This window comes from Mycobacterium sp. (genome assembly GCF_039583785.1).
Taxonomy (GTDB): domain Bacteria; phylum Actinomycetota; class Actinomycetes; order Mycobacteriales; family Mycobacteriaceae; genus Mycobacterium.
In genome coordinates this window covers 30,508-45,121 of record NZ_JAVKSG010000028.1, presented here as the reverse complement: position 1 = coordinate 45,121, position 14,614 = coordinate 30,508, and the positions used below count along the sequence as shown (strand labels likewise).

Annotated in this window: 15 protein-coding genes; 12 read left to right on the top strand and 3 right to left on the bottom strand. The window is 68.0% G+C overall.

Translation table 11 applies throughout. The annotated features are described in order from the left end of the window. Nucleotides 1-1,295 (bottom strand): DEDD exonuclease domain-containing protein (locus ABDV69_RS11090; RefSeq protein ID WP_343574143.1); only part of this gene is annotated, 1,295 nt, incomplete at its 3' end. 159 nt (nucleotides 1,296-1,454) lie between these two features. On the opposite strand from ABDV69_RS11090, the gene ABDV69_RS11085 reads away from it, so the two are divergent. From ABDV69_RS11085 to ABDV69_RS11070, 4 genes are all read left to right on the top strand, one after another. After that, on the top strand, nucleotides 1,455-1,706 hold the full coding sequence (locus ABDV69_RS11085; protein WP_343574140.1) for a hypothetical protein: 252 nt from the start codon (nucleotides 1,455-1,457) through the stop codon (nucleotides 1,704-1,706). A 185-nt stretch (nucleotides 1,707-1,891) separates the two neighbouring features. Continuing rightward, a complete protein-coding gene (gene ripC, locus ABDV69_RS11080; RefSeq protein WP_343574162.1) occupies nucleotides 1,892-2,950 on the top strand; it encodes a peptidoglycan hydrolase RipC in 1,059 nt (352 codons plus the stop codon). Nucleotides 2,951-3,012: 62 nt separating this feature from the next. Then, a complete protein-coding gene (locus tag ABDV69_RS11075; RefSeq protein ID WP_343574160.1) occupies nucleotides 3,013-3,792 on the top strand; it encodes a basic secretory protein-like protein in 780 nt (259 codons plus the stop codon). Nucleotides 3,793-3,813: 21 nt separating this feature from the next. Beyond that, nucleotides 3,814-4,950 (top strand): glycosyltransferase family 4 protein, encoded by a 1,137-nt coding sequence (locus ABDV69_RS11070; RefSeq protein WP_343574138.1) that lies wholly within the window; start codon nucleotides 3,814-3,816, stop codon nucleotides 4,948-4,950. Here the strand turns inward: ABDV69_RS11070 and ABDV69_RS11065 are convergent. After that, a complete protein-coding gene (locus ABDV69_RS11065) occupies nucleotides 4,947-6,749 on the bottom strand; it encodes a long-chain fatty acid--CoA ligase (protein WP_343574136.1) in 1,803 nt (600 codons plus the stop codon). The two genes, ABDV69_RS11070 and ABDV69_RS11065, sit on opposite strands and share 4 nt — an antisense overlap. Nucleotides 6,750-6,884: 135 nt before the next feature. Here ABDV69_RS11065 and ABDV69_RS11060 point away from each other — a divergent pair, with 135 nt between their 5' ends. The 5 genes from ABDV69_RS11060 (at nucleotide 6,885) to ABDV69_RS11040 (ending at nucleotide 10,328) form a co-directional block, all read left to right on the top strand. Next, nucleotides 6,885-7,283 carry a polyketide cyclase / dehydrase and lipid transport gene (locus ABDV69_RS11060; RefSeq protein WP_343574133.1) on the top strand — a complete coding sequence of 133 codons (399 nt, stop codon included), beginning with the start codon at nucleotides 6,885-6,887 and terminating at the stop codon, nucleotides 7,281-7,283. A 114-nt stretch (nucleotides 7,284-7,397) separates the two neighbouring features. Next, on the top strand, nucleotides 7,398-7,835 hold the full coding sequence (locus ABDV69_RS11055; protein ID WP_343574130.1) for an SRPBCC family protein: 438 nt from the start codon (nucleotides 7,398-7,400) through the stop codon (nucleotides 7,833-7,835). A gap of 2 nt (nucleotides 7,836-7,837) precedes the next feature. Next, nucleotides 7,838-9,091, top strand: a complete 1,254-nt coding sequence (locus ABDV69_RS11050; RefSeq protein ID WP_343574159.1) for an ArsA family ATPase — start codon at nucleotides 7,838-7,840, stop codon at nucleotides 9,089-9,091. Next, nucleotides 9,088-9,462, top strand: a complete 375-nt coding sequence (locus tag ABDV69_RS11045) for a hypothetical protein (protein ID WP_343574128.1) — start codon at nucleotides 9,088-9,090, stop codon at nucleotides 9,460-9,462. Before ABDV69_RS11050 ends, ABDV69_RS11045 begins: the two co-directional genes overlap by 4 nt. 134 nt (nucleotides 9,463-9,596) lie before the next feature. Then, entirely contained in the window at nucleotides 9,597-10,328 is a 732-nt protein-coding gene (locus tag ABDV69_RS11040; RefSeq protein ID WP_343574127.1) for a lysophospholipid acyltransferase family protein, read from the top strand. A 4-nt stretch (nucleotides 10,329-10,332) separates the two neighbouring features. On the opposite strand, the gene ABDV69_RS11035 is transcribed toward ABDV69_RS11040, so the two are convergent. Then, a complete protein-coding gene (locus ABDV69_RS11035) occupies nucleotides 10,333-11,643 on the bottom strand; it encodes a glycosyltransferase 87 family protein (RefSeq protein WP_343574125.1) in 1,311 nt (436 codons plus the stop codon). Between the two features lie 82 nt (nucleotides 11,644-11,725). On the opposite strand from ABDV69_RS11035, the gene ABDV69_RS11030 reads away from it, so the two are divergent. From ABDV69_RS11030 to ABDV69_RS11020, 3 genes are all read left to right on the top strand, one after another. After that, complete coding sequence (locus ABDV69_RS11030) at nucleotides 11,726-12,613, top strand: hypothetical protein (RefSeq protein WP_343574124.1); 888 nt, start codon at nucleotides 11,726-11,728, stop codon at nucleotides 12,611-12,613. Between the two features lie 6 nt (nucleotides 12,614-12,619). Further along, a complete protein-coding gene (locus ABDV69_RS11025; protein ID WP_343574123.1) occupies nucleotides 12,620-13,102 on the top strand; it encodes a polyadenylate-specific 3'-exoribonuclease AS in 483 nt (160 codons plus the stop codon). A gap of 67 nt (nucleotides 13,103-13,169) precedes the next feature. After that, nucleotides 13,170-14,558 (top strand): 3-deoxy-7-phosphoheptulonate synthase class II, encoded by a 1,389-nt coding sequence (locus tag ABDV69_RS11020; protein WP_343574121.1) that lies wholly within the window; start codon nucleotides 13,170-13,172, stop codon nucleotides 14,556-14,558. Nucleotides 14,559-14,614 lie beyond the last annotated feature (56 nt).

Here is a 14,614-nt window from a genome sequence, read left to right as displayed (position 1 = left end):
CCGGCGAGCTCGGCGATCCGCCCAGCGGCCGCCGCCAGCGTCGCATTCTCCCGGCCGGCGATCAGCGCCGCGGCGCTGATCGCCGTCGGACCGTATTGCGCGGCGGTGATGTCACGGGCCGCGGGGCACGGCGAGACTTCACGCCGTGGGCAGGCCGGCCCGTGCAGCGCCGCGCGGGCCAGCCGCGTGGTGCAGGTGCGTATGCCGGTGAAGCGGGCCAGCAGGTCGGCGGTGTCGACGGCGTCGGCACGGGACCGGAACGGGCCCACCGCGCGGTCGTGGCGCGGCGTGCGGGTCGGCGAAAACCGGGGGAAGGCCTCGTCGCTCAGCACCAGCCACCACCAGCGTTGCGGGAATTTCGACCGGCGGTTGTACGGCGGCGCGTGGGCGCTCAGCATCCGCAGCTCCCGCACACCGGCTTCCAGCGTGTGCGCGCATTCGACGTGCTCGACCCTGGTGGCCAGCGCGACCATCTCTTTCATCCGGGTCCGCGGATCCGAGCCGGTGAAATACTGGTTCACCCTGCGTCGCAGATTGCTTGCGGTGCCGACGTAGAGCACCTCGTCGGCCGGCCCGTGGAACACATAGATCCCGGGCCGGCGGGGCAGGTGATCGGCGAGCACCCGTTTGCGGCGTTGCGCCGGTGGCACATTCGGTAGATAGGACCGCAGTTCGGCGTAACTGTGCACGCCCTGGTTGCCGACCCGTTCGATCAGCGCGTGCAACACCTCGACGGTGGCGCGGGCGTCGTCGAGCGCCCGGTGGGTCGGCTCGCTGGCGACGGCGAACAGTTTCGCCAGCGCCGCCAGCCGCACACTGGGCGCCTCGTCGCGACTCAAGACGCGGCGGGCCAACGCGACGGTGCACAGCGTCTGCGGCCGCGTCCACCGGATGCCGCACTGATCGGCGGCGGCCCGCAGGAAGCCCAGGTCGAACCGGGCGTTGTGGGCGACCAGCACCGCGCCGTGGGCGAACTCCAGGAACATCGGCAACACTGCGGCCATTCTCGGGGCGTCGCACACCATCGCCGTGGTGATGCCGGTCAGCGCAACGATCTGCGGCGGGATGCTGCGCTGCGGGTCGACCAGGGTGGCGAACTCGCCCAGCACCACGCCACCGCGCACCTTCACCGCGCCGATCTCGGTGATCGCGTCAGCGGGCTTACCGTCACGGCCCGTCATTCGGCCGCCGGTGGTCTCCAGGTCGACAACGACGAAAGTGGTTTCGCGCAGTGACATTTCGTTCGCCCCGTCCAGATCGGGGAGGCTCAGCTGCTCGGCAGCGGGGGCGCCCATGGCGGCGAGACTAACCAGTCGTACCGACACGGCCCGGACTTTGCGGGGGCGCGTTGCGCGTCGACGGCACCCCAGCCGGGTCGCGCGCCGGAGACTTGTCGGTGCCCGCGGCTAGCGTCTGAAACGAGACCGATCGAGAAGACGGAAAGGGGCAGCCAGATGGCGCTGCGCAGCGAGCCTGAACGGACGGCGGTTGTTTCGCCCGAGTCGACAGAACCGGTGGTCATCGACTGTGACGACTGCGCGGTCCGGGGTCCCGGATGCCGTGATTGTGTCGTCAGCGTGATACTCGGGGTACCGGAAACTTTGCTGGCAGACGAGCGCGCGGCGCTCGAGGCGCTTGCCGACGCGGGGATGGCACCGCGACTGCGTCTGGTGCCCATCCAGCGGCGGCGGTCCGGTGTTGCCTAACGGCGTTAGCATGAAATCTTGCTGTTTTCTTAACAACTCAGAGTTGGACAACCTGGAAGCCGTTTCGTAACCTATCCCAGACCTAAAGCAGATTCGGCAGCTGTGCCGATGGGTTATAAGGATGCAAGCTTTTGCGAAAAAGGCTCAAAGGTGAACGCGTTTCTTTGCGCGTCGCTCAGCGCTTGTTGGTCGGAGTGCTGGCCGGATACGTCGCTCTCTCAGGAGTGGCCGCCAGCGATGTGCTGGCTGATCCCGCCAACGACGCGATGGCAAAGCTCAGCGAGTTGTCCAGGCAGGCCGAGCAGACCACCGAAGCGATGCACAGCGCGCAACTCGACCTCAACAACAAGCTAGCTGCGCAGCAGGCCGCCGACAAGAAGCACACCGACGACATGGTCGCGGTGGATGCCGCGAAGTCGACGCTGGCAACTTTCCAGACCGGTGTCGATAAGTTTGCCGCCGCAATGTACATGGGCGGTCGCACCGACGGTATGAACGCGATCCTGACCGCGGAGTCGCCGCAGCAATTGATCGGCAAGTTGGCTGTCTCGCGGGTGATCTCCACCGCGATGCTGCAGCAGGTGGCGATCTACCGCGCCGCCCGCGAAGAGGCCGCCAAAGCTGAGCAGGAATCGGCGAAGTCGGCAGCCGACGCCAAGACGGCAGCAGAGCAGGCCGCTTCCGTGCGCGCGAATCTGCAGTCCAAGCAGAGCCGGTTACAACTGCAGGTCAACATCGTCAAATCCCAGTACCTCGCGCTGAGCCCGAACGAGCGCACCGAGTTGGCCGCGCCCGGGCCGCCTCCGCCGCCGGCCACGGTGGCCGCCGCTACCGCACCCGCCCCGGCGGCGCTGCCGCCCGGTGGCGGACAGCCCGGCGGTCCCGGACCCGGCTCCGATCAGGGCGCGATCGCGGTTCAGGCCGCGCTGACGCGGGTCGGCGACCCCTACTCGTGGGGTGGCTCTTCGCCGGGTGGATTCGACTGTTCGGGTCTGGTGATGTGGGCGTTTCAGCAGGCCGGAATCGCGCTGCCGCACTCCAGCCAGGCGTTGGCGCACGGCGGACAGCCGGTGGCGCTGTCGGATCTGCAGCCCGGTGACGTGCTGACCTTCTACTCCGACGCGTCGCACGCCGGCCTCTACATCGGGGACGGCCTGATGGTCCACTCGTCCACCTATGGCGTGCCGGTGCGGGTAGTGCCGATGAACTCCTCCGGTCCGATCTACGACGCCCGCCGATACTGACCCGCGGCGAAAGGCGCCGGTTGCTGGCCTACGTCTTGCTCGTCGAGGTGATCGTCGGCGCCATGGTGGCGACCCGACCGAGCCACGAGCCATCGCCGCCGCCGTCCGCCCGCACGACGCAGCGTCTCGACGTCGGCCACCGCAACGTGCGAATGACCAACCTGGGCGGACCGCAGCAGCAGGCCCTGCTGACCCGCGTAGCCGCGGACATCGGCCCGGCAATCGACGCGGTGGATACGTTCTGGGGCGGTGACTGGCCACGCGACATCGACGTGGTCGCTACCGGCACCGGGCGGCAGTTCGAGGCGAAGGCCGGCGGCGGGCCCGGCGCGCAGTGGGCCGATATCGCCGCGATCGCCGTCGCCGACCGAGTCGACACGGCCCGGCGGATCGCGCTCGGACAGCGGATCGTCTTCGCGCCCGGCGCGGCGGACATGAGTGCGCGTGCGCTGCGAATCGTGTTGACCCACGAGCTTTTTCACTACGCCACCCGCACGGACACGGCGTTGGACGCACCCCGTTGGCTCGTCGAAGGCGTCGCGGACTACGTCGCCCGGCCGCACGGCCCGGTACCGGAGATCGCGCCTCCCACCGCCCTGCCGTCCGACTCCGACCTCGCCGCTCCGGGGCCGGCGCGGTCGCAGGCTTACGACCGCGCCTGGCTGTTCGCGGTCTTCGTCGCCGACACCCGCGGAGCGCCGACACTGCGTGCGCTCTACGTCGCCGCATGCGGCGGTCGACACACCGATCTGCCCACCGCGGTCCACGATGTGCTCGGCACCGACGACGCCGGGATACTCGCCGATTGGCGGCAGTGGCTGACCCGTCAGCCCACCCGCTGAGCATCAGGCTAGCCTTCGGAGGTGTCTCGGGTCCTGCTGGTAACCAACGACTTTCCGCCTCGGCGCGGCGGTATCCAGTCCTATCTGGTCGACTTGGTGAGACGGCTGGCTGCTGCGGGGGAGCACACGCTGACGGTGTATGCGCCGCAGTGGAAGGACGCCGACGCTTTCGATGCCCGGACCGACGGCTACCGAGTCGTGCGGCATCCCGGGACGCTGATGTTGCCGGTACCCAGTGTCGACGCCCGGATGCGACGGCTGATCGCCGAGAACGACATCGACACGGTCTGGTTCGGTGCCGCCGCGCCGTTGGCTCTGCTGGCCCAGCGTGCTCGGCAGGCCGGGGCGCGTCGCGTGCTGGCGAGCACGCACGGCCACGAGGTGGGGTGGTCGATGCTGCCGGGCGCCCGCTCGGTGCTGCGCCGAATCGGCGATGACAGCGATGTGGTCACCTACGTCAGCCGTTACACGCGAGGGCGCTTCGCCTCGGCGTTCGGACCGCACGCGGCTCTGGAACACCTGCCGCCCGGTGTCGACACCGAGCGATTCCGGCCTGAGCCGGCCCGCCGCGCCGAGATGCGCAACCGCTACGGCTTGGGCGAGCGGCCCACGGTGCTGTGCCTGTCGCGGTTGGTGCCGCGCAAAGGCCAGGACATGTTGATCCGGGCGTTACCCGCGATCAGGCAGCGGGTGGACGGCGCCGCACTCGTCATCGTCGGCGGCGGTCCGTACCTGGACACGCTGCGCGGACTGGCCGAACGGTCCGGTGTCACCGATCACGTCACGTTCACCGGCGGCGTTCCGTTCGCCGAACTACCCGCTCACCACGCGATGGCCGACGTGTTCGCGATGCCGTGTCGCACGCGCGGCGCCGGCCTGGACGTGGAGGGGCTGGGCATCGTCTTCCTGGAAGCGTCGGCAACCGGTGTTCCGGTTGTCGCCGGATCCTCCGGCGGCGCACCGGAAACGGTACAGCACAACAAGACTGGGATGGTGGTCGACGGCACGTCGGTGCAGCAGATCGCCGAGGCCGTCAGCGAATTGCTGGCCGACCCGGACCGTGCCGCCGCGATGGGCGCCGCCGGCCGGGAATGGGTCACCGCACAGTGGCGATCGGACGATCTGGCCGGGCGACTGTCCGGCCTGATCCGCGGCTAGTCCTTGGCGTAGATCGCCTCAATGTCGTCGGCGAATTTCTGGGCAACCACCTTGCGCTTCACCTTCAGCGTCGGGGTCAGCTCCCCAGTGTCCTCGGTGAAGTCGACCGGCAGAATGCGGAACTTACGTATCGACTCCGCATGCGAGACAGACAGATTGGCCTGCTTGACGGCCGTGTCCACCTCGGCGAGCAGGTCGGGGTCTCCGGCCAGCTCGCCCACCGAAGCGCCGGCGGGCTTGCCGTTGCGCTGCTTCCATCCCTCGATCGCCTCGGGGTCGATGGTGATCAGCGCGCCGACGAACGGTTTGGCGTCGCCGACCACCATCGCCTGACTGATCAACGGGTGCGACCGCAGCCGGTCTTCCAACCCGGCCGGGGCGACGTTCTTTCCGCCGGCGGTGACGATGATTTCCTTCTTGCGGCCGGTGATTGTCAGGAACCCGTCCTCGTCGACCGCGCCCAGATCGCCGGTCTTGAACCAGCCGTCTTCGAAGGACTCGCTGGTGGCCTGGTCGTTGTGCCAGTAGCCGCGGCACACCACGCCGCCGCGCACCAGTAGCTCGCCGTCGCCGGCAATGCGCATGCTGTTGCCGGGCACCAACTTTCCGACCGTGCCGATCTTGAGGGCGTTGACCTGGTTGACGGTGATCGCCGCGCTCGTCTCGGTCAGCCCGTAGCCTTCGTAGACGGTCAGGCCGACGCCGCGGTAGAAGTGGCCCAGCCGGGCGCCCAGCGGCGCGCCGCCGGAGACGGACGCATGGCAGTCGCCGCCGAGCGCGGCGCGCAGCTTGTGGTAGACCAGCTTGTCGAACAGCGCGTGCTTGGCCCGCAACAGGAGGCCGGGGCCGCCGCGATCGGACGCTTCGCTCCAGTCGACGGCGGTCTGCGCGGCCATCTCGAAGATGCGGCCCTTGCCGTCGCTGGCGGCGTTCTGTGCAGTGGTGTTGTAGATCTTCTCGAACACCCGGGGCACCGAGACCACGACCGTCGGCTTGAACACCCCGAACATCGGCACCAGATTCTTGATGTCGCTGGTAAATCCGACGACGACCTTGTTGTGGAACGCGCTCAACGTCAGCGCGCGGGCCAGCACGTGCGCCAGCGGCAAGAAGATCAGCAGTCGCTCACCCTTGGTCAGCAGCGTTGGCAGCACTTCTTTGGTGCCGCGGGTCTCGTAGACCAGGTTCGCGTGCGTCAGCTGGCACCCCTTTGGACGACCGGTGGTGCCCGAGGTGTAGATCAACGTCGCCGGGTCGTCGCTGCGCAGCGCTTCGACGCGGGCGGTGAGATCGGCCGGGTCGACCGACGCACCTTCCTGCTCGAGCTGCTGGAGCGCCTTGGGACCCGAACCGTCGATGTGCAGCACCCGCCGCAGTTCTGGCAGCTCGCCGGCCAACTCGGTGACGATCTTTGCGTGGGCGTCGGTTTCGGCGAACGCGATGACCGCGGCCGAGTCGCTCAGCACCCAGCGCACCTGCTCGGCCGAGGACGTCTCGTAGATCGGGACGGTGACCGCACCGACGGCCAGGATGGCCTGGTCGAGGATCGCCCACTCGTACCGGGTGGCCGAGAAAATGGCCACCCGGTCGCCTGCACGTACCCCCACGGCAATCAAACCCAGTGCAGCCGAACGGATTTGAGCTGCGGCCTGCGCGCACGTCACGTCGATCCAGGTCCCGTCGACCAGACGGTTGAAGATCACTGCGTCGGGGTCATTGCGTTCGTGCTCGAACACCGTGGCCACGATGTTGTCGTGCTCGCCGACCGTGAACTCGGCGGGAACATTTAATTCACGCACTCTTTTCCAACCTCGCTTCGGTGATTCCAGGCGAACAGCAGAGCGTCAGCCTATCGGGTGGGGCTGCGGAGCCGGGCGGGCCCGTTGGCGAGCAGGCGATTCCGGCCGGCACCGTGGTATGTGAAGCTATTGGCCGTGCACAGCGTTCAGATTGCCGACGAGACGTACGTCGCCGCCGACCCGGCGCGCATCGGCGCCGCCGTCGGCGATCCGTCCAACTGGCGCAGGTGGTGGCCCGACCTGCGCCTGGAGGTCACCGAAGATCGCGGGCCGCAGGGCGTTCGATGGACCGTGGCCGGGCCACTGACCGGCACGATGGAGATCTGGCTCGAGCCGATGTTGGGCGGCGCACTGCTGCACTATTTTCTGCACGCCGAGCCGACCGGCGTGGCGGCGGGGCAACCGGCCAAGCTCAACCTGGCGAAAATGACGCATCGGCGGCGGGTCGCGGGCAAGAAGATGGCCTTCGAAGTGAAGACGACGCTGGAGAGCTCCCGCCCGGTCGGGGTTTCTCCGGTGCTTGACCAGGCCTGAGCCCGGCCGGGGAGTACCGTTTCTGCGGTGGGCGCAGGTTCGAGCCCCGATGACGCAGGCACAGCGGCGGGCTACGCGGCCCAACCCGCGTAGCGCGGAGAAGGAAGCGACCAGGTGGCGGAGAAGACGGCCCAGACGATCTACATCGACGCGGACCCCAGCACGGTGATGGACGTGATCGCCGACATCGGCTCCTATCCGGACTGGGTGTCGGAATACAAGGAGGCCGAGGTCCTCGAATCCGACTCCGCCGGCAACCCGAAGGTGGCCCGCCTGGTGCTGGACACCAGCGTCCTCAAAGACACCCTGGTGCTGTCCTACAAGTGGCCAAAAGGCCGCAAGTCGGTGAGCTGGTCGCTGGTCTCCAGCTCGCTGCTCAAATCGCTCGACGGCGTATATCGATTGGCGCCCAAGGGATCTGGAACCGACGTGACCTACGAGCTCACGGTCGATCTGGCAATCCCGATGATCGGGCTGCTCAAGCGGAAAGCCGAGCGCAGGCTGACCGACACCGCGTTGAAGGATCTGAAGAAACGAGTCGAGGCTGAGTGAGGCTGAGTGAGTCAGTAGCGCCTACGTCGGCCCGGATCAGTCTTTTTGTCGGCAAAGGTGGGGTAGGGAAGTCCACGTTGGCGGCCGCGACGGCCGTGCATGAAGCGCGCGCGGGTCAGCGCGTGCTGCTGGTCTCCACCGACCAGGCGCACTCGCTGGGCGATGTGCTCGGTGTGACGGTGGCGCCGAACGGCCGGCGCGACGCCGTGCGGGTGATGGCCGATCTGGAAACCGGTTCGCTGGACGCCCTGGCGATGGACACCCTTTCGCTGCTCGAGGCGCACTGGCGCACCGTGGCCGTGGCGCTGCGTCGCCGCTTCCCCGAATCAGAGCTGGGAGATATTGCACCGGAAGAACTTTCGGCGCTGCCCGGCGTTCAGGAAGTGCTTGGTCTGCACGAGGTCGGCGAGTTGGCGAGGTGCGGGCAATGGGATCACCTGGTGGTCGATTGCGCGTCGACCGCGGACGCGCTGCGGATGCTGACGCTGCCGGCGACGTTCGCGCTCTACGTCGAGCGGGCGTGGCCGCGTCACCGCCGCCTCTCCGCCGGCGCCGATGACGCGCGGTCGACCGCGGTGGTGGAGTTGTTGGAACGCACCAGCGTCAGCGTCGAGAAGCTCAGTGCCCTGCTGACTGACGGCACGCGAGTGGGCGCGCATCTGGTGCTCACCGCGGAGCGGGTGGTGGCGGCCGAGGCCATCCGCACGCTGGGCTCACTGGCGTTGATGGGCGTGCGGGTCGAGGAACTCATCGTCAACCAGATTCTGATGCAAGACGATTCGTACGAATACCGCAATCTGCCGGCCCACCCGGCGTTCGACTGGTACTCGGAGCGGATCAACGAGCAGCGCACCGTGCTCGACGAACTCGGTGCCGCGATTGGCGGCATCGCGCTGGTCCTCACGCCACATCTGGCCGGCGAGCCGATCGGCGCCAAGGCGTTGGGTGAACTGCTGGACAGCGCCCGCCGTCGGGACGGGTCGGCGCCGCCGGGGCCGCTACGTCCGGTGGTGGATCTGGAATCAGGATCCGGACTCGAGTCGGTCTACCGATTGCGGCTAGAGTTGCCGCAGGTAGAGTCCGGCGCGCTTACCCTGGGCCGGGTCGGCGACGACTTGATCGTCGGCGCCGGCGGCGTGCGGCGCAGGGTTCGGCTGGCGTCCGTTCTGCGGCGATGCACGGTCGTGGACGCGCATCTTCGCGGCAGCGCATTGACGGTGCGTTTCCAACCCGATCCGGAGGTGTGGCCGAGATGACCCACCCCGACCTCGGCCCGGAGTTGCGCAAACTCGCGCAGAAAATCCTCGACCAGATCGACCCGGCGATTCGCGTGGCGGCGGCGCGCGCGGTCGGCGACGGGGCCGGCACCGGCACCTGCCAGCAGGTGTGGTGCCCGGTCTGCGCGTTGGCCGCCGTGGTGACCGGCGACGAGCATCCGTTGCTGACGATGATCGCCGATCACAGCGTCGCGCTGCTGGCGGCGATCCGCGCGCTCGTCGACCAAATCGACCGGCCGGCACCGCCACCACCGGACGGTCCGCCCGGCGGGCCCGGCCCCGCACACACCGCGGACGAACCAGCGCCGGCCGGTCGGTACCAGCCGATCACCGTCACCGTCGAGGAATAGCCGCAGCGGGTCTCTACCACATCGACCTACTCGGCGTCGACGTGTCAGCAAGACGCAAGTGGGCTGTGGTCGCACACACACTGGGTCGGTACTCTTGTGCTGAACACTGTTGGCGCGGCTGAGCAGGAGGCCTGATGGCGTACTGGCTTTTCAAGTACATCTTGCTCGGTCCGTTGCTCGCCCTTCTCGGCCGGCCGAAAATCGAAGGAGCCGAATATGTCCCGCAGTCCGGCCCGGCGATCCTGGCCAGCAACCACCTGGCGGTGATGGACAGCTTCTACCTGCCGCTGGCGGTGCGGCGGCGGATCACGTTCCTGGCCAAATCCGAGTACTTCACCGGAACCGGTTTCAAGGGCTGGTGGAGTCGATGGTTCTTCACCGCGGTCGGCCAGGTGCCGATCGACCGCAGCAGCGCGGACGCGGCACAAGCCGCCCTGGACACCGCCAGACGGGTTCTGGACGAGGGCAAGCTGCTCGGCATGTATCCCGAAGGCACCCGCTCACCGGACGGGCGGCTCTACAAGGGCAAGACCGGGCTCGCGCGACTGGCGCTGGAGACCGGCGTCCCGGTGATCCCGGTCGCGATGATCGGCACCAACAAGGTGAACCCGCCCGGAACCTCGATGCTCCGCTTCGGCAAGGTCACCGTTCGGTTCGGCAAGCCGATGGACTTCTCCCGCTTCGAAGGGCTGGCCGGCAACCGCTTCATCGAACGCGCGGTCGTCGACGAGGTGATCTACGAACTGATGGGGCTGTCCGATCAGGAATACGTCGACATCTACGCCGCGACGCTGAAGGACGGCGATGGCTCGGCGTCACCGGGAAAAGCATCCCCGTCTCGGATTCCTGAGACGGCGGCCGGCTAACCGATCAGGCGGATACCGGCGCGGGTTCGGCAGCCCGAGGCGCGGTCGCGGCGGCGGCCCGGGCAGCGACGGTGGCTCCGGTGGCGACCAGAGTCGCCAGCGCCCACCACAAATACGACACCCCGATCAGTTGGCGCCACCACGCGGCGGTCACCTCGTGATGCTTGGGCATCAGGTCGATCGGGCTCCACATCATCACCGTCACCCCGGCCGCACTGACGAACGCCAACGCGACGTTGCGCCGGCGCCAAGCCAGCACCGCGGTCACCACGACCGCCTCCAGCATCCACACCCAGTGGTGCGACCAGGACACCGGCGAAACCGCCAGGCCGAACAGGGCAATGCAGATCACCGCCAGCACCGGCTCACCGACGCGCAACGCCCGGCCAGCCGCCCATACCGTCAGGGCCAGCACCAGCAAGCAGGCCACCACCCACGGGACGAACCGTTGGTGATCGTCGAGCCCGAGCCGCGCCAGCGTGCCGGCGATGTTCTGGTTGGTGTTCAGGCTCGCCGATCCGATCCGGTCGGTGTTGCGCACGGTGTGGGTCCAGTACTCCCGCGAGTCCGGCCAGGCCAGTGCGAACCCGGCTGCGATCGCCGCCACCACCGCGGCCAGCGCGGTGAGGACGGCGCGGCGGTCCCGGTTCAGCAGGAAGTACAGCAGGAACACCGCCGGTGTGAGCTTGAGCGCGATGCCCAGCCCCAGCAGCAGCCCGCGCGGCCACGGCGTGCGACGCGGTACGCACTCGGCTATCACCAGCGTCATCAGCACGACGTTGATCTGCCCGAAGGCGAAGTTCGCCCGGATCGGCTCCCAGTAGAGCGTCGCACAGGCCACGATCAGCGCGGTCAGCCACCAACGGCGCAACCATGCGGGCCCCGGCACCGCTCGGCTGGTGGTCCACACATCGAGCCGGGTCAGCACGATCATTGTGGAGACTCCCAGCAACACCAGCGTGATCAGCGTGATGGTGACGCTGGCGGCCGGCATGCCCAGCCACGCGAACGGGGCAAAGATGACGGCAGCCAGCGGGGGATAGGTGAACGGCAGGTTGAGGCCGATCGGTGTGTGGAACTTGACGTCGGGGCTGTACAGCGGATGGCCGTCCAGCCAGGCCTGACCGCCCATCCGGTAGACGTCGATGTCGATGCGGTAGACAGTGCTCCCGAGCACCCGCCATCCGGCGTATCCAAGTGCGGCCAGCGCCGGCAGCGCAAGCAGCAACCAGCAGGCGGTTCGCCGGCTACTCGGTTGCGCGGTGGCTTCGGGCCCGCGCGAACTGCCCGCGTCGGGCGAGCGCCATCTAGTCATGTCGGTGCACAGCCTATCGGTGCGGGCGCCTCGGCCGGTGTCGCGGACAGTCATCTGCGTTACCTGCGGGTAGCTTTTAAGGGTGCTGCGCTGGCTGGAACACGACATCATCGGTCGCGGTCGGCTGCCGCTGCTGTGCTGTCTGATCGCCTTCATCGTGACGTTTTTCGTGACGCGTACCTTCGTGCGTCTGATCCGCCGTCGGCAAAGCACGGGTAGGCCACCCCAGTGGTGGGAGCCGCGCAACCTGCACGTGGGGTCCAAGCACATTCATCACGTGGTGATCGGTGTGGTGCTGGTGATGATCTCAGGCGTGACGCTGGTGACGTTGTCGGTCAACGGCAACAGGGCCGAATTCACTTCGGCGGCAATCATTTTCGGTATCGGCGCCGCGCTGGTGCTCGACGAGTATGCACTGATTCTGCACCTGTCGGACGTCTACTGGGAGGAAGACGGACGGACGTCGGTCGACGCGGTCTTCGCTGCGGTCGCGGTGGGCGGGCTACTGGTCCTGGGGTTGCACCCGTTGATGTTTCTGATCAGCCTCTGGCGGGACACCACCCACTCGGTGGTGCTGCGAGCCGGTGTGGTGTTCGCGCTGGTGTTGACACTGCCGCTGGCGGTGCTGGTCGTGCTCAAGGGCAAGGTATGGACCGGCCTGATCGGCATGTTCTTCGTTCCGCTGCTGGTCGTCGGGGCCGTCCGGCTGTCGCGGCCGCAAGCGCCATGGGCCCGCTACCTGTACACGCGCCGGCTGGACAAGATGAGTCGCGCCCTGCAGCGTGAGCGGTCGCTGCGCCGTCCGGTGGTGCGGGCCAAGCTGTGGCTGCAGTACGCCATCGCCGGCACGCCGCGGGTGCCGTCGCACCGCACGGTCGACGCGCACCTGGACCGGGAAGTGTACCCAGCGCCCCCGCCCCCGCCCGAGCAGGTGCCCAGTGTGCTCGCCGACGGGCGCGGTGTGGGGTAGCCGCCGGTGCGATATTTCTACGACACCGAGTTCATCGATGACGGCTACACCATTGAGCTGATCTCGATCGGGGTGGTCGCCGAGAACGGTGGCGAATATTACGCCGTATCAACGGAATTCAATCCAGAGCGGGCCGGGAAGTGGGTCCGCACGAATGTGCTGCCCAAGCTGCCGTCGCCGTCGTCGCGACTGTGGCGCTCGCGCTCGCAGATCCGCAGCGACCTCGAGACGTTCTTCGACATCGACGGGCCGGAGCCGATCGAGCTGTGGGCGTGGGTCGGCGCCTACGACCACGTCGCCTTGTGCCAGTTGTGGGGGCCGATGACGCACCTGCCGCCGCCGATCCCGCGCTTCACCCACGAACTGCGCCAGCTCTGGGAGGAGCACGGCAGCCCTCGGATGCCGCGCCGGTCGGAGAACGTGCACGACGCGCTGGTGGACGCTCGCGACCAGCTGACCCGATACCGGCTGATTATGTCCGAGCAGTGACGGCTTTTCGCATCGGCGCTGATCGCGGCCGGATTGGGAGCACCGGTAGCCCGGCTACCATGGACGGGTGAACTGGACCGTCGACGTACCGATCGAGCAGCTCCCGTCGCTGCCTCCGTTGCCGGCGGAGCTGCGGGCCCGCCTGGACGCAGCGTTAGCCAAGCCGGCCGCGCAGCAGCCCAGTTGGACGCGTGAGCAGGTCGAGCCGATCCGGACGTTGCTGGAGACTGTGCCGCCGGTGACGGTGCCGTCGGAGATCGTGCGGCTGCACGAGATGCTGGCCCAGGTCGCCCGCGGCGAGGCGTTCCTGCTGCAGGGCGGCGACTGCGCAGAGACCTTCGTCGACAACACCGAGCCGCACATCAAGGGCAACATCCGCACCCTGCTGCAGATGGCGGTGGTGCTTACCTACGGCGCCAGCATGCCGGTGCTCAAGGTGGCCCGGATCGCCGGCCAGTACGCCAAGCCGCGCTCGGCCGACACCGACGCGCTGGGCTTGCGCTCCTACCGCGGCGACATGGTCAACGGGTTCGCCCCCGACGCCGCGGTGCGCGAGCACGACCCGTCGCGGCTGGTGCGGGCCTACGCCAACGCCGGCGCGGCGATGAACCTGGTGCGGGCGCTGACCTCGTCGGGTCTGGCGTCGCTGCACCTGGTGCACGACTGGAACCGCGAATTCGTCCGGACCTCGCCGGCCGGCGCCCGCTACGAGGCCCTGGCATCGGAGATCGACCGCGGGCTGAAGTTCATGAGTGCCTGCGGGGTGGCCGACAGCAACCTGCAAACCGCCGAAATCTACGCCAGCCACGAGGCTTTGGTGCTCGACTACGAGCGGGCGATGCTGCGCCTGTCCTCCGCAGACGACGGCGAGCCGCAGCTGTACGACCTGTCGGCGCACTACCTGTGGATCGGCGAGCGCACCCGTCAACTCGACGGCGCGCACATCGCGTTCGCCGAGGTGATCGCCAACCCGATCGGCGTCAAGATCGGGCCGTCGACGACGCCGGATCAGGTCGTCGAATACGTCGAGCGCCTCGACCCGCACCACAAGCCAGGGCGGCTGACGCTGGTCAGCCGGATGGGAAACAACAAGGTGCGCGACCTGTTGCCGCCGATCATCGAAAAGGTCCAGGCCACAGCGCATCAGGTGATCTGGCAGTGCGACCCCATGCACGGCAACACCCACGAATCGTCGACGGGCTACAAGACCCGGCATTTCGACCGCATCGTCGACGAGGTGCAGGGCTTCTTCGAGGTGCACCGCGCGCTGGGCACCTACCCGGGCGGCATCCACGTCGAGATCACCGGTGAAAACGTCACCGAGTGTCTCGGTGGCGCGCAAGACATTTCCGACACCGATCTGGCCGGGCGCTACGAAACTGCCTGCGACCCACGGCTGAACACTCAGCAGTCGCTGGAGTTGGCGTTCCTGGTCGCGGAGATGCTGCGCGACTGAAAGGTAGCGCAGCAGGCTCCGCGTATGACGGGGCGGAGATGCTGCGCGACTGAAAG